We start from the raw sequence: 19,155 nt of genomic DNA on the forward strand, positions 1-19,155 counted from the left end.
TTCAGGATGACGTTGCTGAAGTTTACGTTGCCAGACGGGATGACAAAATCCCCGTTCGTGTCGAACGAAGGCGAACGGGGGCTGTCAGGCTTGATCGAACCGGTCGATGAAAAAGGCCCCACCTTGCGGCAGGGCCTTTTCTATTCACGCCACGGCGCAACAAATCAGCGCAGCGATACAACATTGTCCGAGACGCGGGGATCGCGGCGGTCACCACGATACTGGCTCGACATCGGTTCGTCCGATACTTCGAAGACTTCGGTTGCGCCAAAGCCGTTGAACGCGGTCTTCATCGCCGCGCCATAGGCACCAAGCATGCCGATTTCGATATAATCGCCTGCCCGGATGTTCGAAGGCAGTTCGAACGGGCCGTCCATGTGGTCCATGTCGTCGCACGTGGGACCATAGAAGCTGAACGGCTCCAAGGTGATCTCCACGCCGTCATTGGCCACTTCGCCGCGCAGCAGACGCACGGGGAAACGCCAGCCGACATGAGCGGCATCGAACAACGCACCATAGGCTCCGTCGTTGATGTACAATTCGGTGCCGCGACGACGTTCGACACGCACGATCATCGAATTGTATTCAGCGCAGAGCGCGCGGCCCGGTTCGCACCACAGTTCTGCCGAGTACGACACCGGCAGCGATTCATACGTGCGATCGATCACGCCGAAGTAATCTTCGAGCGGGGGCGGTTCCATGCCGGGATAGATCGACGGGAAGCCGCCGCCGACATCGATGATGTCAACCAGCACCGACGCGTCAACGATCGCTGCGCGCACACGCTCAAGCGCCTGGACATAGGCGTGAGGGCTCATCGACTGGCTGCCGACGTGGAAGCACACGCCAAGCGAGTCTGCCACCTGGCGGGTCGCCTGGAGCAGTTCTGCGGCATTGGTCAGATCGCAGCCGAACTTGGACGCCAGGCTGAGTTCGGAATATTCCGACGAAACACGCAGGCGGACGCAGAGCGTGAGGTCTTCGGCGTTGTCTGTCGCTTCGGTTATCTTTTCGAGTTCGTCGAGCGAATCGAGGCTGAACACGCGCACACCGTGGCTGTGATACGCCTCGCGGATCGCGCTGGACGACTTGACCGGATGCATGAAGCACAGCGTGGCTTCGGGCAGCGTTTCACGCGCAAGCCGCACTTCGACGATCGAAGCGACATCATAGTGCGTGACGCCCGCGTCCCACAGGATGCGCAGCAAATCGGCCGAAGGGTTCGCCTTCACCGCATAGAGCGACTTGCCCGGAAACTTCTCGACGAAGAAGCGGGCAGCGCGCGCAGCGGCGTGCGGACGGTTCAGAATGGCAGGTTGGTCAGGCGCCGAGGCGCCAACTACAGCCAATGCGTCAGGATAGATGTGCAACTCAAGGGACCCCCAAACGGAACGTTGAACAAGGCTGCCTTGCGGTTTGGAAGTCCCCATGGGGCAGCGAGAGGGGGGTAAATAAGGCCCTCACGCTGAACATCAAGTGAAAAAGAACCCCCTGCAAACGCGTGTCAGAAAAATGACATATTTCTGGCCAAATTCCCGGAAATCCTGCAATTTTTTACAGTGCCGTGGCACCCCCCCGGCACAAGGGGCATGATTCGTGGCTCGAATCAACGGGACGGCTTCAGGACAGGCGGTTGCGGAAGTCCTCGTAGGAAAAGCCGCGCACCCGTTCCAAGGTGTCGCTCTTGCTGTCCCATAGCCAGATCGAGGGCAGCGGCACACCGTTGAAGGTGGTGGTCTTGACCATGGAATAATGCGCCTGATCGAGGAACGCAAAGCGGGTGCCGGGTTCGGCGTCATTCGGCAGGCGGTAATCGCCAATCACGTCGCCAGCCAGGCAGGAAGGCCCACCCAGACGCACAGGGGCACCGCCCTCGCCCGCATCTTCGTATTCATCAATCGGCAGTTCGCCAAGCATCGCAGGGCGATAGGGCGCTTCGATCACATCGGGCATGTGGCAGGTGGCGGAAATATCGGTGATCGCCAGCGGCATGCCATTCCAGTGCGTATCGAGCACGGTGCCGACAAGGATGCCCGCGTCGAGCGCGACTGCCTCGCCCGGTTCGAGATAGATCTCGCATCCGGTTTGCGCTTTCACATCTTTCAGGAAGGCGACCAGATCGTCGCGCTGGTAATCGGCGCGGGTGATGTGGTGGCCGCCGCCGAAGTTCAGCCATTTGAGCTGGCCCAGGTAGGGCGCAATGCGGGGAAGCAGGGCATTCCACGTGCGCTGGAGCGGCTCGAAATCCTGTTCGCACAAGCTGTGGAAGTGAACGCCGCTGACGCCTTCGAAATGTTCGGGTGCCAGTTGATCGACCGGAAATCCGAGGCGCGAATGCGGCGCGCACGGATCGTAGCGCGGCACTTCGCCTTCGGCATGGAGCGGATTGACGCGAAGGCCGATGTCGAACACGTCGCCACGCGCCCGTGCGGCCATGATCTCGCCCTTGAAACGCTGGTGCTGGCCGGGCGTGTTGAAAATCACGTGATCGGACAGGCGGAAGATTTCGGGCAGGTCCTCCGCCTTGTAGGCCGCGCAATAGGTTGCGATTTCGCCCTGATAGTGTTCAGCCGCCAGCAGCGCTTCCCACAGGCCAGAGGTGCACACGCCATCGAGGTATTCGCCGACGATGGGCGCGACCTGCCACATGCTGAACGCCTTGAGCGCGGCGAGAACCTTGATCCCCGCGCGGTCACGCACATCGGCCAGCACCGCCAGATTGGCACGCAGCTTCGCTTCATCGACCACGAAGGCGGGGCTATCGACGCGGCCCAGATCGAAGTGAACGAACGCGCCCGGATCACCGGCTCTGGTTTCCATAATTCAGTCCTTAGTCAATCCGCGCCATTCCGAAGGTCAAAGAGGCTTCCAAGGCTTGGGGACGTGTGGCAGGCTCGGTTCAACACCAGTGAATCTTAGGACATCGCGGTAGGTCACCATATACGTTGGCTGAATTTCCACGTTCTCTTCGATTAGACTCGCAACGACTAGCTCAAGGAGTTTTCCGCCAGCCGCGTAGGCTACCAACGGGTCGGAAGTTGAAAACCCCATCGCCTGACTAACAATAAACAGCGCATGTGCTGTTACCGTCACGCTAGTTTGGGTGCGTCCAACCGTCGCGAAAAAGCGCACTTCCTCCTCGTGGCGATCATATTCACCCGGCCCAAGAATTCGAACTTTCATCAAAACGCCAGCGGACCCGCCAGTTCCTTTACCTGCCACGGCAAGCCATGCTGGTTGAGCATGTCCATGTAGGGATCGGGATCGAGCTGTTCGATGTTGAACACGCCCTCACCTGACCACACGCCCTGCACCATCAGCGCGGCACCGATCATCGCGGGAACGCCGGTGGTGTAGCTGACTGCCTGGTTGCCGGTTTCGGCGTATGCGTCTTCGTGATCGCAGATGTTGTAGATGTAGAAGGTCTTTTCCACGCCGTCCTTGAGACCGGTGGCGATGTCGCCGATGTTGGTCTTGCCCTTGGTGGTTGCGCCCAATGACGCAGGTTCGGGCAATACGGCCTTGAGGAACTGGAGCGGGATGATTTCCTGCCCATTGTACATCACCGGATCGATGCGGGTCATTCCGACATTCTGCAGCACGGTGAGGTGCGTGATATAGGCATCGCCGAAGGTCATCCAGAAACGGATGCGCTCGATTTCAGGGATGTGATGCGCGAGGCTTTCGAGTTCCTCGTGATACATCAGGTACATGTTCTTCGGGCCGACGGCCTCGAAATCGAACTGCTGGCGGATGGTCAACGCCGGCGTTTCAACCCATTCACCGTTCAGCCAGTGGCGCGCGGGAGCCGTCACTTCGCGGATGTTGATTTCCGGGTTGAAATTGGTGGCGAAGTGCTGACCGTGATCGCCGCCGTTGCAATCGAGAATGTCGAGTGTGCGGATCGTGTCGAGCTTGTGCTTGTGCAGCCACGTGGCAAACACGCTGGTCACGCCGGGATCGAAGCCCGAACCCAGCAGCGCCATCAGGCCAGCTTCCTTGAAGCGTTCCTGATAGGCCCACTGCCACTTGTATTCGAACCTGGCCTCGTCAATCGGCTCGTAATTCGCGGTGTCCATGTAATTGACGCCTGCGGCAAGGCAGGCGTCCATGATGTTCAGGTCCTGATAGGGCAGCGCGAGGTTGACGACGAGGACCGGCTTGACCTCGTTGATCAGTGCCGTGGTTGCAGCAACGTCGTCGGCATCGATCTGGTACGTATCGACGGACACGCCGGTGCGGTCCTTCACCGAGGCGGCGATGGCATCGCACTTTGACTTGGTGCGGCTGGCGAGCGCAATGCCTGTAAAGATTCCTGCGTTCATCGCCATCTTGTGAACCGCGACCGAGCCGACGCCGCCTGCGCCGATGACGAGAACTTTTGCCATGCTATCTCCGAATCTCTGCTGCGCCGCCACGTTCCTGGCCTGCGCGGATTTTCATGGAATGGGCCTTTAGGGGATCGGCGTTACAAACCCAAGTCCCGTTTACCGGGCCTTCAAGCCCCAGATAGGTTGCATTTGACAATCGATCGAGGCTTGCGCAATCTCCTGTCGAAAATAAGGGGAGTTCGACGATAATGCAGGCGCAAATCCTGACACCGGCGGCGGTGCTGGTGCTTTGGTCATTGGTGATGCTGTTCTGGATGGCCGGAACGCGGCTCCCAGCTATCAAGCAGATGGGCGGCCTCGGCAAGGCCAAGCCCGGCGGACGCGGACAGGATCTTGAGGGTGTACTACCCGACGTGGTCAACTGGAAAGCGCACAATTACAGCCATCTGATGGAACAGCCGACGCTGTTTTATGCTACGGTAGCCATCCTGGCAATCATGGGGCCGGCCACGGTCGATGTCGCGCTGGCCTGGGGCTATGTGGCGATCCGTATCGTGCATTCGATCTGGCAGGCAACGGTCAACCGCATATCGATGCGTTTCATGCTGTTCCTGTTTTCAAGCCTGTGCCTGATCGGTCTGGCAATCAGGGCTTTGTTGGCAACACTGGTGCCCGTGTAAGCATGAGATATCTGCGGCCAATCAATCACGCAGAAACAGGCTGGCCAGTTCCACATGCGTCGACCAGCGGAACTGGCCGACCGGGCGCAGTTCCGCCAGCCTGTATCCGCCTGCGATCAAACGCACGGCATCGCGCGCCCAACTGGCTGGGTTGCAACTGATATAAACCACCCGCGCCACCTTGCTGGCCGCGATCTGATCGACCTGCTCCTGCGCACCCGCCCGCGGCGGATCGAGCAGGACGGCGGCGAAGCGGTCAAGCTCCTCGACGCGCAGGGGATTGCGGAACAGGTCGCGGTGCAGGCAATGAACAGGGCGTCCGTTCATGCGCGCGGCGGACTGGCAGGCAAGATGCGTGTCACGCGCGGCTTCAACCGCGAGAACCTTGGTAGCAGGCCCCGCCAGCGCGAAGGCAAAGGTGCCAAGGCCGGAGAAAAGATCGGCGACGGTCAATGCATCGCCAAGCCATTCGCGCGCGGCGGCGACGAGCGTTTCCTCGCCATCGCGCGTGGCCTGAAGGAAGGCGCCGGGGGGCAGCGAGACCGCTGTGCCGCCCAGCGTGATGGTGACCGGCTCAGGCTCCCAAGTGCCTTCAGGACCGTAGCCGCTATCAATGGTCAGCCGAGCGAGATTGTTGTCGCGCGAGAAATCGAGCAGCGATTCGGTGCGCTTGAGGCCTTCGACCTTGAGGCCCTTGAGGCCAACCGACAGACCCTGATCGGCCATGGCGAGTTCGATATCGACGCCCAGTTTGCGGTCGCCCCATGTTTCGAGCAACTGCCGCAACGGCGCGATCAGCGCGACCATTTCGGGCGTCAGGACATGGCATTCGCGCATGTCGACGATCTTGTGCGAGCCTTGTTCGCGAAAGCCGATGACAACGCGCTTGCCGATGACCTGCGCGTGGAGGGTGGCGCGACGGCGGCTTTGCGCAGGCGAGAGGTGCGGCGGGGCCGTGTTGACCGGATCGATGCCCTGCCCCTTGGCTGCACCCACCACGCGATCGAACACGTAATCCGCCAGCGCGGTTTCTGACAAGTGCTGCAACTGGCAACCGCCGCATGCGGGGAAGTGGCGGCACGGCGGGACGACGTGGTTCGGGCCTCTGGTCAGGCTGCCATCGCCTTCGATCACATCGCCGGGGGCGGCCAGTTCGGCATAGCGGCCGTCCGCAGTGGCGCCCTCGCCCTTGGCGGCGATGCGGACAATCAGGCCGGAGTTGGTCATGGAAGGCACTCGATCAGGGCAGGACGGATGGCGAGTGCCAGGTCGCCGGGGGTAAAGGCTGCGCCGCACCGGCGGGCCGCTTCGCCGTGGAGCCATAGACCTTCCTGCGCCGCGCGCAACGCATCACCGTGTACGGCAAGACGGCTGGCGATGGTTCCGGCCAGCACATCCCCGGTGCCCGCAACCGATAGCCATGCCGAAGCGCGTGGCGCGAGGATGAGTGTGCCATCGGGCGCGGCGATCAGGCTGTCAGGACCTTTGAACACGACAACCGCGTTGCTGGCACGGGCCAGCGCCTGCGCACGATTCCGGCGCGGACCTTGCGAGGGCAGGCCAAATGTGCGCTCAAGCGCGGACATTTCACCTTCATGGGGCGTAAGGATAGAGGATACGCCCGGCAGCATCGCAGGACGCAGCAGGACCAGCGCATCGGCATCGATCACGGTTGGTCTGGCGGCGCTCAACGCCCGATCCAGCAGACGCGAGGCTGCATCCGAACGTCCGAGGCCAGGCCCGATCAGCAATGCAGCCATGCGCTTGTCGGCAAGCAGAGCAGCACTGTCAGATGTGACGACCAGTTCCGGCGCTGCACCGCTGGGCGCAGGATCAGCGGCGAGCTTCACGTAACCTGCCCCTGCCTGCTGCGCCGCCATGGAAGCCAGCAATGCAGCACCGGGCATTTCACCGCCGATGATACCGAGCAATCCCCGACGGTATTTGTGAGCATCGGGTGCTGGCGGCGTGATCCGGGGTTTGGCCAGAACCTGCGCCGCGCCGGCATGCGCCGCCACGCCGATATCGACCAGACGCAGCGCGCCCATGCGGGCGCAAGCGGGCATGGTCAGGTGGGCGTACTTCCATGCGCCGAGCGCGATGGTCAGCGTCCAGTCGGGCAAGCCCGCATTCAATGGCTGTCCGCTGTCACTTTCGATGCCGCTGGGCAGATCGATGGCAATGCGATGGGGGTGATGCGCTGCAAGGCTGGTCAGGAGGCCAAAAAGATCGTCGGGCAAGGGCCGGGCAAGGCCGCTGCCGAACAGGCAATCCACCAGCACATCCCCTGTAATTGCGGGATCGGCGGGGGCGATTTCCCCGTGATAGAGCGCGCGCGCGTTGCGCGCCGCGTCCGTTGCGGGTTCGCGCGCCGCGATGACTTTGACCGGATTGCCCCGCTCGCGCAGGTATTCCGCAATCACCCAGCCATCGCCGCCATTGTTGCCGGGGCCGCACAGGACCGTAACGGATCGCCCGGCAGCAAGGCGGCGTACCCATTCGCCCGCCCCCTGCCCGGCGATCTGCATCAGAGAATCAACCGTGGCGCCGGCAGCGATCAGGTCTGCTTCGGCGCTTTGCATCTGCGCCACGGTGAGCACTTGCGCCAGCACGACATCACGGTTGCGGGGCATCGCTTTTCATCCTTGCGGGAAAGCGAAAACGATCCTTGCCCACGGCGACTTCCAGAACGCCTTCGGCAGACCACTTCGCGGTCGCCTCATCTGCGCCATCGGCGGCGATCACGCCGCGCCCGTCATCGACCATTTCGAAGCGACGGAATGCGCCATCCTTGTGGCGCACCGTAAGGAAACGCCGTTCGCCGACGCGCGAATCCTCGACGAAGCAATCAGGCAGGAACTTTTCCGATCCGCCAACCATGCAATCGATCACGCGGCCCTTGGGCGCCTCTTCCGCCGCCGAACATGCCGCAAGGGCCACGATCAGCGGCAGGAGGGCGGGCGCGCGCATCGATCAGCCTCTGGTCAGTTGCGAAACGTCGCGAACCGCGCCGCGCGCGGCGCTGGTGGTCATCGCGGCATAGGCCTGAAGCGCGGTCGAAACCTTGCGCGGACGTTCCTTGGCAGGCTTCCACCCGGCGGCGTCCTGTGCGGCACGGCGTTCTGCCAGAACCGCGTCAGACACCGCAAGATTGATCGTGCGGTTGGGAATATCGATCTCGATCACGTCGCCGGTTTCGACCAGCCCGATTTCGCCACCTTCAGCCGCTTCGGGGGAAGCGTGGCCGATCGACAGGCCGGAGGTGCCGCCCGAAAAGCGCCCGTCAGTCAGCAGCGCGCAGGCAGCACCCAGACCCTTCGACTTGAGGTAGCTGGTGGGATAAAGCATTTCCTGCATGCCAGGGCCGCCCTTGGGGCCTTCGTAGCGGATAACCACGACATCACCCGCAACGACCTGCCCGGTCAGCACGGCGGTGACGGCAGCATCCTGGCTTTCATAGACCTTTGCCGGGCCGGTGAACTTGAGGATCTTGTCATCAACGCCAGCCGTCTTCACAATGCAGCCTTCGCGCGCAATGTTGCCGAACAGGACCGCAAGCCCGCCGTCCTTGCTGAACGCGTGTTCGGCCGAGCGGATGACGCCGCCTTCACGATCAAGATCGAGTTCCTTCCAGCGGCGATCCTGCGAGAACGCGACTTGCGTGGGAACGCCGCCGGGCGCCGCCCTGAAGAATTCCTGCACGGATGGCGCATTGGTGCGCCTGATATCCCACAGGTTCAGCGCATCGGCCATGGTGCGCCTGTGCACGGTGGGCAGGTGCGTGTGGATCAGGCCGGCCCGATCCAGTTCGCCAAGGATGGCGTAAATCCCGCCCGCGCGGTGGATGTCTTCCATGTGCACGTCGGCCTTCGCGGGCGCGACCTTGGACAGGCAAGGCACCTTGCGGCTGAGCCGGTCGATATCGTTCATGGTGAAGTTCACGCCCGCTTCGTGCGCGGCGGCGAGCAGGTGGAGCACGGTGTTGGTCGATCCGCCCATGGCGATATCGACGCACATCGCGTTTTCGAAGGCTTCGAAGCCCGCGATGGTGCGTGGCAGCGCCGTCTCATCGTCCTGTTCGTAATAGCGCTTGCACAGATCGACCACGAGCCGTCCCGCTTCAAGGAACAGGCGCTTGCGATCAGCGTGGGTGGCCAGGGTGGAACCGTTGCCGGGCAGCGAGAGGCCCAGCGCTTCGGTCAGGCAATTCATCGAATTGGCAGTGAACATGCCAGAGCACGAACCGCAGGTCGGGCAGGCCGAGCGCTCGATCGTCTTCACTTCTTCGTCGGTATACGATTCATCGGCGGCGGCAACCATCGCATCGACCAGATCGAGCGCGGTTTCCTTGCCGCGCAGCATGACCTTGCCTGCTTCCATCGGCCCGCCCGAAACGAATACGACCGGGATGTTGATACGCAGCGCGGCCATCAGCATGCCCGGCGTGATCTTGTCGCAATTGGAGATGCACACCATCGCGTCGGCGCAGTGGGCGTTGACCATGTATTCGACGCTATCAGCGATCAGATCGCGGCTGGGCAGCGAATAGAGCATGCCATCGTGCCCCATGGCGATGCCATCATCGACCGCGATAGTATTGAATTCCTTGGCAACACCGCCCGCAGCCTCGATCTCGCGCGCGACCATCTGGCCCAGGTCCTTGAGATGGACGTGGCCGGGCACGAACTGCGTGAAGCTATTGACCACCGCGATGATCGGCTTGCCGAAATCGCTGTCCTTCATGCCGGTGGCCCGCCAGAGTCCACGAGCGCCGGCCATGTTGCGGCCATGGGTGGTGGTGCGTGAACGATAGGCAGGCATGTGCGAACTCCGGCAGGGAATCAGTTATATTCTGTGCGACTTGGGTTGCCCCTAACCCACCAGAGGGCTTGCGTCGAAGGTTAAATTACCTTCGTGTCAGTGGGGAAAAGCCCCGGAAATCCTAGGTAATTGCAACCGCAACCTGATTGGCGATACGGACAAGCCGCTTGGCCCATTCCATCTGGCCTTCGACGGTGCAGATCAGGTCCTGCCGCACTTCGATGCCGAGATAGGGGCGTCCATCCGCTTCGGCGTGGCGGTTCATCGTGGCGTTAAGCAGCCTGCCCGAATAGGGAAGCTGATCGCCCACGCACAGCCCTTCGGCCTGAAGCAACGGGATCGCCATACGCGCCGCGCGGTCGTCCTGATTATAGAGCACGCCGACATGCCAGGGGCGTGGCTCGTCGCTTGATGCAAGGTGCGGCGTGAAGCTGTGCAGTGACACGATCAAGGCTTGCGGGGTGGTGTCCAGCAAGCTTTCAAGCGCAGCGTGATAGGGGCGGTAAAAGCGGGCAAGACGCGCTTCGTGCCCCGCATGATCGAGCGCATTGCCTGGAATCGCGTGGCCGTCGCTGGCGATGGGAATGACCGTCGGCAGATGTTCGTCGCGGTTGAAATCGCAGACGAGGCGGCTGACGTTGCCTTGAAACGCTGCAAAACCGGGACACTGGGCCATGATCGCGCCGATGGCAGCAACGCCGATGTCGACCGCAATGTGCTGGTCGAGCAGGTCTGGCGCGATGCTGAGGGCAATGTCACCGGGCACACGGTTCGATGCATGATCCGATACCACAAGGATCCCGCCGAAACGCGGGGTGCCGATCAGGCGGAAGGCTTCGTTCATCGCGCCGGTCATCGCAACGCCCCTGCCAGCGTCCACCATTGCGGGGGCATGGCCTGCCGGGCGGCATCGCGCTGCGCAATTGTATCGAACAACGCAAAACACGTCGCGCCAGAGCCTGACATGCGTACGATCCAGGCTTCGGTCTGACGCAGCGCCGCCAGGACGTCGGCAATCTGCGGAACCAGTGAGAGCGCGGACGCTTCCAGATCGTTGCGCCCGTTCAATGTCATTTCCCGCAGGGTCCCGCCGTCGAGGGGACCGCGATCTTCCCCGTCCCAGCCCTTGAAAACCGGGCCTGTGGCAAGCGGAACGCGCGGATTCACCAAAAGCGCCGGGGACCCGGCCAGATCGTTATCGACAGGTTCGAGATCGGTGCCCGTGCCGCGCCCGATGCAGGCCGTGCTTGCGACGCAGGCCGGGACATCCGCACCGAGCCTGATAGCCGTTTCCTGCCAGTCAGCAGGCAGGCCGAATTCACGCTCGACCATGCGGAAAATCGCGCCCGCATCGGCGGACCCTCCGCCCAGCCCTGCGGCAACGGGCAGGTTCTTTTCGAGTGTCACCGCCCAGCCTGGGCCGTGCGGCAGCCGGGACAGCGCCTGCGCGACGATATTGCCGAACGGATCGCTGAGGGCGCCCCCAAATTCGCCGGTTACGCGCAGTTCGTCGCGCGATGCAGCGGTGGCAACAAGTTCATCGCCCGCATCGACAAAGGCAAACAGCGATTCCAGTTCATGATAGCCATCATCGCGCCGCGCCCGCACGTGCAGGGCAAGGTTGATCTTGGCATAAGCAGTTTCACGCATCATCGGCGCCACCCTGAAACGGGCGAAGCGCCGGAGCAAGCCCCGACGCTTCGTATTTCCCCCTCCCCGTACCGGGGAGCAACATTATCCTACATGTTCGGATAGTTGGGTCCGCCGCCGCCTTCGGGTGTGACCCATTCGATGTTCTGGGTCATGTCCTTGATGTCGCAGGTCTTGCAGTGGACGCAGTTCTGCGCGTTGATCTGCAGGCGCGGATTGCCTTCTTCCACGCCGATGTATTCATAGACACCTGCCGGGCAATAACGCGCTTCGGGGCCAGCGTAGATCGGCAGGTTGATGCGCGTGGGAACGGTCGGGTCCTTGAGCACGAGATGACACGGCTGGTCCTCCTCGTGATTGGTATAGGAGAACGCGACGCTGGTCAGGCGATCAAAGGTGATCACGCCATCGGGCTTGGGGTAGGCGATGGGCTTGTAAAGATCGGCGCGCTGGGTGGCTTCCGCGTCCTTGTGGTGCTTCATCGGCTTCCAGATGCCGAAGCCGCCGATGGTGCGCAGCCACATGTCGGCGCCTGCCAGCACGGTGCCCAATTCGCCACCGAACTTGGCGACGAGTGGCTGGGCGTTCTGCACCTTCTTGAGTTCGGTCGCGATCCAGCTTTCGCGGACGGCAGTGTCGTATTCGACCATGTCGTCCTTCTCACGGCCCGCAGCAATGGCGGCGACGATGGAATCCGCTGCCAGCATCCCGCTTTTCATCGCGGTGTGGCTGCCCTTGATCCGGGGCACGTTGACGAAGCCCGCCGAGCATCCGATCAGCGCACCGCCGGGGAACGACAGGCGCGGCACCGATTGCCAGCCACCCTCGTTGATTGCGCGCGCGCCATAGGACACGCGGCGACCGCCTTCGAGAATTTCGCGGATCGCCGGGTGCTGCTTCCAGCGCTGAAATTCCTCGAACGGATAGACGTAGGGGTTGGCGTAATCGAGCGCGGTGACGAAGCCGAGCGCCACCTGGTTGTTGGACTGGTGGTAAAGGAAGCCGCCGCCCCACGAATTCGATTCCGACAGCGGCCAGCCCTGCGTGTGCAGGACGCGGCCCGGCACGTGCTTTTCGGGATCGATGTCCCACAGTTCCTTGATGCCGATACCATAGACCTGCGGTTCGCAATCACGCTCAAGGTCATAGTGCGCTTTCAGGCGCTTGGTCAGATGGCCGCGCGCACCTTCGGCAAACAGCGTGTATTTGGCGTGAAGTTCCATGCCGGGCTGGTAATCGCCCTTCTTCGAACCGTCCCTGGCCACACCCATATCGCCGGTGGCCACGCCCATGACCGCGCCGTTATCATCAAACAGCACTTCGGCAGCGGCGAAACCGGGGAAGATCTCCACGCCCAGTTCCATCGCCTGTTCCGACATCCAGCGGCACAGGTTGCCAAGGCTGCCGGTGTAATTGCCGTCGTTCGACATGAACGGAGGCATCGGCCAGTGCGGAATCGCGACCTTGCCGGTCTTGGTCAGCAGCCAGTGCCAGTTGTCAGTCACCGGCACTTCGGCCAGCGGGCAGCCCATCGTGCGCCATTCAGGCAGCAGTTCGTCCAGCGCCTTGGGATCGACTACCGCGCCCGACAGGATGTGCGCGCCGATTTCGGAGCCTTTTTCGAGGACGCACACCGACACTTCGGGATTGGCCTGTTTCAGCCTGATCGATGCGGCAAGACCTGCTGGTCCGCCGCCAACGATGACCACGTCATACGGCATCGATTCCCGTTCGCTCATGCCCGCGTACTCCCGACTATTTGCGCATCCGAATTCGCTTTCCGCCTTGAAAGAGGCCACCGTCAAGGTCAAGACCGCAAATCGGACCCGGAGGAAAGACCGCTTGCCAGAGATTGCCGACGCAAACCGTGCGAACTGGAGCGAAGCCCTTGTGGCAGCGCTGGACTGGTGGCGCGATGCGGGCGTGGAGGGGACGTTCGTCGACGACCCTCAGGATTGGCTGGCGCAAGGCGAACATTCTGCCGAAGCCCCGGTTCCGGCGCCGCAGAAGCCGCTGCGTGAACTGGTCGCAACACGCGATTCGCCGCAGGCACCGATCGTCAGCGATCGTTCGCGATGGCCGCAATCGCTGGATGAATTTGCATCATGGTGGCTGGCTGAAGGGCCGCTTGCGCCCGCGGGCCTCGCGCGCCTGCCACCCGCCGGGCCGGTGCAGGCCAGGCTGATGGTTCTTGTGCCGATGCCGTCAGCCGACGATGGCGCTGCCTTGTTGAGCGGCCGCGCAGGGCGTTTGCTCGATGCAATGCTCGGCTCCATGGGGCTTGCACGAGCAGAGACTTACATCGCCTCTGCCCTGCCCGCTCACGTTCCGATGCCCGATTGGGAGGCGTTGCGCGCAACCGGGCTGGGCGAGGTGCTGCTTCACCATATCCGCCTTGCGGCACCGCAAAAGTTGCTGGTCTTGGGCGCGACAGGCGTTTCAGCGCTTCTGGGACACGACCCGCCGAATTTGGCTCACGGTTTACGCACAATTAATCAAGAGACATCAGGTATAGCAGCCATATCGACGTGGGATCTTGACGCCATGTTGGCACGCCCCTCCCTGAAGGCGGGGTTCTGGGGCCGCTGGCTCGACTGGACGGGGAAATAGTCATAGTGAAACTGGCTCGCGCTGCACGATGCACGCTCCTTGCGCTGGCGACGTCTGTCGCTGCGCTGGCGGCGATGCCTGCACACGCCAACAGTGCGGCTGTGGATTACTTCCGTGGCCGCGCCGACCGGACGGCAGTGCCAACCCTGCTGAGCCAGGATGACCGTTCGTACTACAAGTCGCTGTTCGGCGCGATCGAGAAGCAGGACTGGACGCAGGTTCAGGCGCTGTTTTCGCAACGCAGCGATGGTCCGCTTCATGCCGTGGCCCGCGCGCAATACATTCTGGCGGCCACCTCGCCCAAGGCTGAACTGGCCCCGATTACCGATACGCTGAACGCCGCGCCAAACCTGCCATGGGCAGAGCAACTGGGCCGGCTGGCGCTCAAGCGCGGAGCAAGCGAACTTCCGGCATTGCCGCAAGCGCAGCGCTTCGTTTCCCTGCCAAGCGTGTCGAAGCGCATCCGTCCGCGCTCGATTGCCGATGGCACTATGCCCGAAGGCGTCTCATCCGCGATCCTTGAGCGGATCAAGATGGACGATCCGGTCGGCGCGCGTGTGCTGCTGGATGGGGTGGATGCCACGCTTTCGGCCGAAGCCCGCGCGGAATGGCGCCAGAAGGTCGGCTGGGCGTTCTATATCGAGAACGATGACGCCACGGCCCGCGCCATTTCGCTGACGGCTGTCGAAGGCGCAGGGCCTTGGGTGGCAGAAGCCTACTGGACGGCAGGGCTTGCAAGCTGGCGGCTGGGCGATTGCCTTTCCGCAGCCGATGCCTTTACCGCGGCGGCCACTTCGGCGCAGAACGAGGAACTGGGTTCTGCCGCGCATTATTGGGCGAGCCGCGCGTGGATGCGCTGCCGCAAGCCCGAAAAGGTATCCGCCTCGCTCCGTTCCGCTGCCCGCTTCGGCGATACGCTGTATGGAATGATGGCAACCGAGGCGCTGGGCATGCGCGAAAACCAGCCACAGGCAGCGCCGGATTTCTCGACCAGCGACTGGCAGGCCCTGCGCAACGTCTCCAATATCCGCACTGCCGTGCAGCTGGCCGAAATTGGCGAGGATGGCCTTGCCGACGAAGTGCTGCGGCATCAGGCGCGCATCGGCGATCCTGGGCAATATGCGCCGCTTTCACGCCTGGCGCGCGATCTGGGGTTGCCTTCGACGCAATTGTGGATGGCATACAATGCGCCGACAGGGGCAAGGCCGGATGAAGCCGCGCGGTTCCCCGCGCCCAAATGGGTTCCCGCTACCGGGTGGAAGGTCGATCCAGCGCTGCTGTTTGCCCATTCGCTGCAGGAATCGAATTTCCGCACGTCCGTCACCAGTCCGGCGGGTGCGAAGGGCTTGATGCAAGTGAGGCCTGGCACCGCGCGCGACATGGCGCGGGCCGAACCACTGATGGCGGGCCGCGACAGCCAACTGGACCTGCCGGACGTGAATCTGGCGTTCGGTCAGCAATACCTTCAGCAATTGCGCAATTCCGAAGCGACGCAAGGCCTTCTGCCCAAGGTCATGGCGGCCTATAACGCCGGACCATTGCCGATTTCGCGCTGGAACACCGAAATCCGCGGCGGCAACGATCCGCTGCTGTGGATGGAATCGATTCCCTATTGGGAAACGCGCGGTTACGTTTCCATCGTGATGCGCAATTACTGGATGTATGAGCGGCAGGCCGGCGGACCATCGGAAAGCCGCCTCGGACTGGTGCAAGGCATGTGGCCGAAGTTTCCGGGCCTTGCCGGGGCTGAGAATGTAAGGATCGCATCGCGTGGCAATTGACACTTCGCGGACCTTCAAGCCGATCAACATTGCCTTGCTGACCGTTTCGGATACGCGCGGCCCCGAAGACGACACATCCGGCGATATATTGGCCGAACGGGTCAAGGCGGCAGGCCACAAACTGGCGGCGCGCGGGCTGGAAAAGGATGATGCCGACCGCATCGCCAGCCGGCTCAACAACTGGATCGATGATCGCACGGTGGATGCGGTCATCATTACCGGCGGCACCGGACTGACCGGGCGCGACGTGACCCCAGAAGCGCTGGACCGCGTGAAGACGCGAGACATTCCAGGCTTTGGCGAACTGTTCCGCTGGCTCAGCTTCAAGACCATCGGCACCAGCACGATCCAGTCACGCGCCTGCGCGGTCGTGGCGCGCGGAACGTATATTTTTGCCCTGCCCGGATCAAACGGAGCGGTAAAGGATGGCTGGGACGGTATCCTTGCCGAACAGCTCGACAGCCGCAACCGGCCCTGCAATTTCGTTGAACTGATGCCGAGGCTGCTGGAACAATAGCTTTCTGGCGCTTGCCTTTTTGTTCTGTTTATGTTCCAATCCCTGCCATGACGATCCATGGCAGAGGCGCGCAATCGGCAAATGTGCCCACCCGCTTCGGCCTTGCCACGCGCGAAGCCGATGGCGACTGGCTGGATGCCTGCGAAGATATCGACGGTCCCGGCCCGAAGCTACGGACATCGGTAACGCAGGAGCATCCCCGCTCCATCTTGACCTTCAACCGATCGCCCGACATTCCGTTTGACCGCTCGGTCAACGCCTATCGCGGGTGCGAGCATGGCTGCATCTATTGCTATGCCCGGCCCAGCCATGCCTATCACGATCTGTCACCGGGGCTGGATTTCGAAACGAAGCTGTTTGCAAAGCCCGATGCCGCAAAATTGCTGCGCGAGGCGCTCGCCAAGCCAGCCTATACGCCCGCGCCCATCGCGATGGGAACGAATACCGATCCTTATCAGCCGATAGAGGCACGCTATCGCATCACACGATCGGTGCTCGAACTGTGCCTTGAACTGCGGCATCCAGTAACGATCACTACCAAATCGGCGCGCGTACTGGATGATCTCGATCTTCTGGTAGAGCTTGCGCGGCACAATCTGACGGCCGTCGGCGTCTCGGTTACAAGTCTCGATCCGCGCCTGTCTGGTGTGCTGGAGCCGCGGGCATCCGCGCCTGCCAAGCGTCTGGAGGCGCTGGGACGTCTGGTCACCGCAGGTGTAACAGCCCATGTTTCGATCGCACCGGTGATTCCATCGATAACCGATCAGCATCTTGAGGGAATTCTGCAGGAGGCCGCCGAACGCGGGGTGCGGTCTGCCAGCTGGATCATGCTCCGGCTGCCGCACGAGGTGGCGCCGCTTTTCCGCGAATGGCTCGATACACATTTTCCCGACCGCGCTGACAAGGTCATGTCGATCGTCCATTCCGTTCGCGAAGGGCGCGACAACGATCCGCGATTCTTCACGCGGATGAAGCCGAAAGGTGTGTGGGCAGACCTTGTCCGCAACCGGTTTCGTGTGGCCTGTCGAAAATACGGCATCGGCAAGGCCGAAGTGGACCTCGATTGCACACAATTCAGGAAACCCGGCAGAGGCGGGCAACTCGATCTGTTTCAGGCCTGAACGTCACACGGGCCATTGATATTCGCGAAACAGTTCGCGCAAGTCCTTCTTGCTGATCTTGCCGGTGCCGGTGTGCGGAATGGCATCGACGAAGGCGACCGCATCGGGGACCCACCATTTGGCCACATGCTGCCGCAAGTAATTGCGCAGTTCGTCCTGCGTAACTTCAGCGCCTTGCTTGGTCACCACGACCAGCAAGGGCCGTTCGCCCCACTTCGGGTGGACAATGCCGATGGCGGCGGCCTCGGCCACGGCCGGGTGACCCATTGCGACGTTTTCGAGTTCGACCGAACTGATCCACTCCCCGCCGGATTTGATCACGTCCTTGGTGCGATCGGTCAGTCGCAACGTGCCTTCGGGATGAATGATCCCGACGTCGCCGGTATCGAACCACTGATCATCGCCGACTGCGTCGTGTTCGGCCTTGAAGTACCGCTTGACCACCCATGGCCCGCGAATCTGCAACGCGCCTGCGCTCTTGCCATCGCGCGGCAGGACCGTGGCAGGATTGCCAAGATCGACGCAGCGTATCTCGATACCGAACGGAGGCCGCCCCTGCATCGCCTTGACCGCAACCCTTTGGTCAAGGCTCAGCTCTTCCCAATCAAGGGTTTCGGTCCCGGCGGTCCCAACGGGCGATGTTTCGGTCATGCCCCAGGCGTGATTGACGCGGATGCCCTGGCGCATGAAGCGTTCGACCATTACGCGCGGCATGGCGGAACCTCCGCAGACGATCGTTTTCAAACTGCCTGGAATTGCGCCGTCGGTCGCATCGACATGTTGCAGCAGTGCAAGCCATACGGTCGGTACGCCAGCTGCTGCCGTCACGTGTTCACGATTGATGAGATCGCACAGGACGGCGCCTTCGTTGACGGCCGAAAACACCAGTTTGCTGCCGGCGGCTGCACCTGCCCAAGGCAATCCCCAGCTGGCTGCATGGAACATCGGCACGATCGGCAACATGACCATGCGCGTATCCATGCCGAAAACCGGCGGAGTTATCGCGCTCATCGCATGAAGCATGGTCGAGCGGTGTTCGTAGAGAACACCCTTGGGATTTCCGGTGGTGCCACTGGTATAGCACAACATGCAGACATCGCGTTCATCGCCATCGGCCCATTGGGCCTGCCCGTCTTCCGGGGCAATCCAGTCTTCGAAGTGAGGTGCCGGTTCGCCGCTGTCGAAGCAGATGTAGCGTTCGACCGTTGGCCAGCGGGGTTTCATCCGTGCGACCAGGGGAGCAAATGCCTTGTCAAACAGCATCACCCGGTCTTCGGCGTGATTGACGATATAATCGAGCTGATCTTCGAACAGGCGTGGGTTGATCGTGTGCAGGATGCCGCCAACGCCCACCGCGCCATACCAGCTGACGAGGTGGCGGTGATGATTCATCGCAAGCGTGGCTATACGGTCGCCCGGTTGAATGCCGATGCGGCGCAAGGCCTGGGTCATGCGCAGCGCATCGTGACGGATGCCGGCCCAGTTCGTGCGTGTTTCGCTGCCATCGGCCCAGCGGCTGACGATCTCGCGCGTGGGGTGTTCGCGCGCGGCGTGATCGATCAGCCGAGCAACGCGCAACGTCCAGTCCTGCATCGACCCCATGGGCTGATTCCGCTGCTGCATGGTCTCTCTCCCGAACGCCGT

The 19,155-nt window shown here is 62.3% G+C and carries 17 protein-coding genes; 5 read left to right on the forward strand and 12 right to left on the reverse strand.

What is annotated here, in order from left to right:
• Positions 1-164: 164 nt before the first annotated feature.
• The 4 genes from LUA85_RS09235 to LUA85_RS09250 form a co-directional block, all read right to left on the reverse strand.
• Positions 165-1,370, reverse strand: a complete 1,206-nt coding sequence (locus LUA85_RS09235; protein ID WP_231468998.1) for a type III PLP-dependent enzyme — start codon at positions 1,368-1,370, stop codon at positions 165-167.
• A 250-nt stretch (positions 1,371-1,620) separates the two neighbouring features.
• Positions 1,621-2,820: a carboxynorspermidine decarboxylase gene (locus LUA85_RS09240; RefSeq protein WP_231469000.1), complete on the reverse strand. Its 1,200-nt coding sequence runs from the start codon at positions 2,818-2,820 to the stop codon at positions 1,621-1,623.
• A 36-nt stretch (positions 2,821-2,856) separates the two neighbouring features.
• Positions 2,857-3,183 carry a DUF1488 family protein gene (locus LUA85_RS09245; protein ID WP_231469002.1) on the reverse strand — a complete coding sequence of 109 codons (327 nt, stop codon included), beginning with the start codon at positions 3,181-3,183 and terminating at the stop codon, positions 2,857-2,859.
• Positions 3,183-4,388 (reverse strand): saccharopine dehydrogenase family protein, encoded by a 1,206-nt coding sequence (locus tag LUA85_RS09250; protein WP_231469004.1) that lies wholly within the window; start codon positions 4,386-4,388, stop codon positions 3,183-3,185. The genes LUA85_RS09245 and LUA85_RS09250 overlap by 1 nt, the downstream gene beginning before the upstream one ends.
• Positions 4,389-4,579: 191 nt before the next feature.
• Here LUA85_RS09250 and LUA85_RS09255 point away from each other — a divergent pair, with 191 nt between their 5' ends.
• Positions 4,580-5,011 (forward strand): MAPEG family protein, encoded by a 432-nt coding sequence (locus tag LUA85_RS09255; RefSeq protein ID WP_231469006.1) that lies wholly within the window; start codon positions 4,580-4,582, stop codon positions 5,009-5,011.
• Between the two features lie 21 nt (positions 5,012-5,032).
• Here LUA85_RS09255 and LUA85_RS09260 read toward each other — a convergent pair whose 3' ends face one another.
• From LUA85_RS09260 to LUA85_RS09290, 7 genes are all read right to left on the reverse strand, one after another.
• Entirely contained in the window at positions 5,033-6,238 is a 1,206-nt protein-coding gene (locus LUA85_RS09260) for a class I SAM-dependent RNA methyltransferase (protein ID WP_231469008.1), read from the reverse strand.
• Positions 6,235-7,644 (reverse strand): NAD(P)H-hydrate dehydratase, encoded by a 1,410-nt coding sequence (locus LUA85_RS09265; protein WP_231469010.1) that lies wholly within the window; start codon positions 7,642-7,644, stop codon positions 6,235-6,237. Before LUA85_RS09265 ends, LUA85_RS09260 begins: the two co-directional genes overlap by 4 nt.
• Positions 7,628-7,981 (reverse strand): hypothetical protein, encoded by a 354-nt coding sequence (locus LUA85_RS09270; RefSeq protein WP_231469012.1) that lies wholly within the window; start codon positions 7,979-7,981, stop codon positions 7,628-7,630. The genes LUA85_RS09265 and LUA85_RS09270 overlap by 17 nt, the downstream gene beginning before the upstream one ends.
• 3 nt (positions 7,982-7,984) lie before the next feature.
• Positions 7,985-9,832 (reverse strand): dihydroxy-acid dehydratase, encoded by a 1,848-nt coding sequence (ilvD, locus tag LUA85_RS09275; RefSeq protein WP_231469014.1) that lies wholly within the window; start codon positions 9,830-9,832, stop codon positions 7,985-7,987.
• A gap of 121 nt (positions 9,833-9,953) precedes the next feature.
• Positions 9,954-10,688, reverse strand: a complete 735-nt coding sequence (locus LUA85_RS09280) for an N-formylglutamate amidohydrolase (RefSeq protein ID WP_371823667.1) — start codon at positions 10,686-10,688, stop codon at positions 9,954-9,956.
• Entirely contained in the window at positions 10,685-11,482 is a 798-nt protein-coding gene (locus LUA85_RS09285; RefSeq protein ID WP_231471817.1) for a 4-(cytidine 5'-diphospho)-2-C-methyl-D-erythritol kinase, read from the reverse strand. Before LUA85_RS09285 ends, LUA85_RS09280 begins: the two co-directional genes overlap by 4 nt.
• A gap of 89 nt (positions 11,483-11,571) precedes the next feature.
• Entirely contained in the window at positions 11,572-13,221 is a 1,650-nt protein-coding gene (locus LUA85_RS09290) for an electron transfer flavoprotein-ubiquinone oxidoreductase (RefSeq protein ID WP_231469016.1), read from the reverse strand.
• Positions 13,222-13,324: 103 nt separating this feature from the next.
• Between LUA85_RS09290 and LUA85_RS09295 the strand changes: the two genes are divergently transcribed.
• From LUA85_RS09295 to LUA85_RS09310, 4 genes are all read left to right on the forward strand, one after another.
• A complete protein-coding gene (locus LUA85_RS09295) occupies positions 13,325-14,092 on the forward strand; it encodes a uracil-DNA glycosylase family protein (protein ID WP_231469018.1) in 768 nt (255 codons plus the stop codon).
• 74 nt (positions 14,093-14,166) lie between these two features.
• Positions 14,167-15,873, forward strand: a complete 1,707-nt coding sequence (locus tag LUA85_RS09300; RefSeq protein ID WP_371823716.1) for a lytic transglycosylase domain-containing protein — start codon at positions 14,167-14,169, stop codon at positions 15,871-15,873.
• Positions 15,863-16,390 (forward strand): molybdenum cofactor biosynthesis protein B, encoded by a 528-nt coding sequence (moaB, locus tag LUA85_RS09305; protein ID WP_231469022.1) that lies wholly within the window; start codon positions 15,863-15,865, stop codon positions 16,388-16,390. Before LUA85_RS09300 ends, moaB begins: the two co-directional genes overlap by 11 nt.
• 47 nt (positions 16,391-16,437) lie before the next feature.
• Positions 16,438-17,511 carry a PA0069 family radical SAM protein gene (locus LUA85_RS09310; RefSeq protein ID WP_231469023.1) on the forward strand — a complete coding sequence of 358 codons (1,074 nt, stop codon included), beginning with the start codon at positions 16,438-16,440 and terminating at the stop codon, positions 17,509-17,511.
• Positions 17,512-17,514: 3 nt separating this feature from the next.
• Here LUA85_RS09310 and LUA85_RS09315 read toward each other — a convergent pair whose 3' ends face one another.
• Positions 17,515-19,134 (reverse strand): long-chain fatty acid--CoA ligase, encoded by a 1,620-nt coding sequence (locus LUA85_RS09315; RefSeq protein ID WP_231469024.1) that lies wholly within the window; start codon positions 19,132-19,134, stop codon positions 17,515-17,517.
• Positions 19,135-19,155: the final 21 nt, after the last annotated feature.

The sequence above is a fragment of the Novosphingobium sp. CECT 9465 genome (assembly GCF_920987055.1).
In the GTDB taxonomy this organism is placed as follows: domain Bacteria; phylum Pseudomonadota; class Alphaproteobacteria; order Sphingomonadales; family Sphingomonadaceae; genus Novosphingobium.

Coding starts and splice junctions, on each gene's coding strand:
- LUA85_RS09240 (WP_231469000.1), bottom strand. CDS start 2,820: ATGGAAACCAGAGCCGGTGATCCGGGCGCGTTCGTTCACTTCGATCTG.
- LUA85_RS09245 (WP_231469002.1), bottom strand. CDS start 3,183: ATGAAAGTTCGAATTCTTGGGCCGGGTGAATATGATCGCCACGAGGAG.
- LUA85_RS09250 (WP_231469004.1), bottom strand. CDS start 4,388: ATGGCAAAAGTTCTCGTCATCGGCGCAGGCGGCGTCGGCTCGGTCGCG.
- LUA85_RS09255 (WP_231469006.1), top strand. CDS start 4,580: ATGCAGGCGCAAATCCTGACACCGGCGGCGGTGCTGGTGCTTTGGTCA.
- LUA85_RS09260 (WP_231469008.1), bottom strand. CDS start 6,238: ATGACCAACTCCGGCCTGATTGTCCGCATCGCCGCCAAGGGCGAGGGC.
- LUA85_RS09265 (WP_231469010.1), bottom strand. CDS start 7,644: ATGCCCCGCAACCGTGATGTCGTGCTGGCGCAAGTGCTCACCGTGGCG.
- LUA85_RS09270 (WP_231469012.1), bottom strand. CDS start 7,981: ATGCGCGCGCCCGCCCTCCTGCCGCTGATCGTGGCCCTTGCGGCATGT.
- ilvD (WP_231469014.1), bottom strand. CDS start 9,832: ATGCCTGCCTATCGTTCACGCACCACCACCCATGGCCGCAACATGGCC.
- LUA85_RS09280 (WP_371823667.1), bottom strand. CDS start 10,688: ATGACCGGCGCGATGAACGAAGCCTTCCGCCTGATCGGCACCCCGCGT.
- LUA85_RS09285 (WP_231471817.1), bottom strand. CDS start 11,482: ATGCGTGAAACTGCTTATGCCAAGATCAACCTTGCCCTGCACGTGCGG.
- LUA85_RS09290 (WP_231469016.1), bottom strand. CDS start 13,221: ATGAGCGAACGGGAATCGATGCCGTATGACGTGGTCATCGTTGGCGGC.
- LUA85_RS09300 (WP_371823716.1), top strand. CDS start 14,167: ATGCCTGCACACGCCAACAGTGCGGCTGTGGATTACTTCCGTGGCCGC.
- LUA85_RS09310 (WP_231469023.1), top strand. CDS start 16,438: ATGACGATCCATGGCAGAGGCGCGCAATCGGCAAATGTGCCCACCCGC.
- LUA85_RS09315 (WP_231469024.1), bottom strand. CDS start 19,134: ATGCAGCAGCGGAATCAGCCCATGGGGTCGATGCAGGACTGGACGTTG.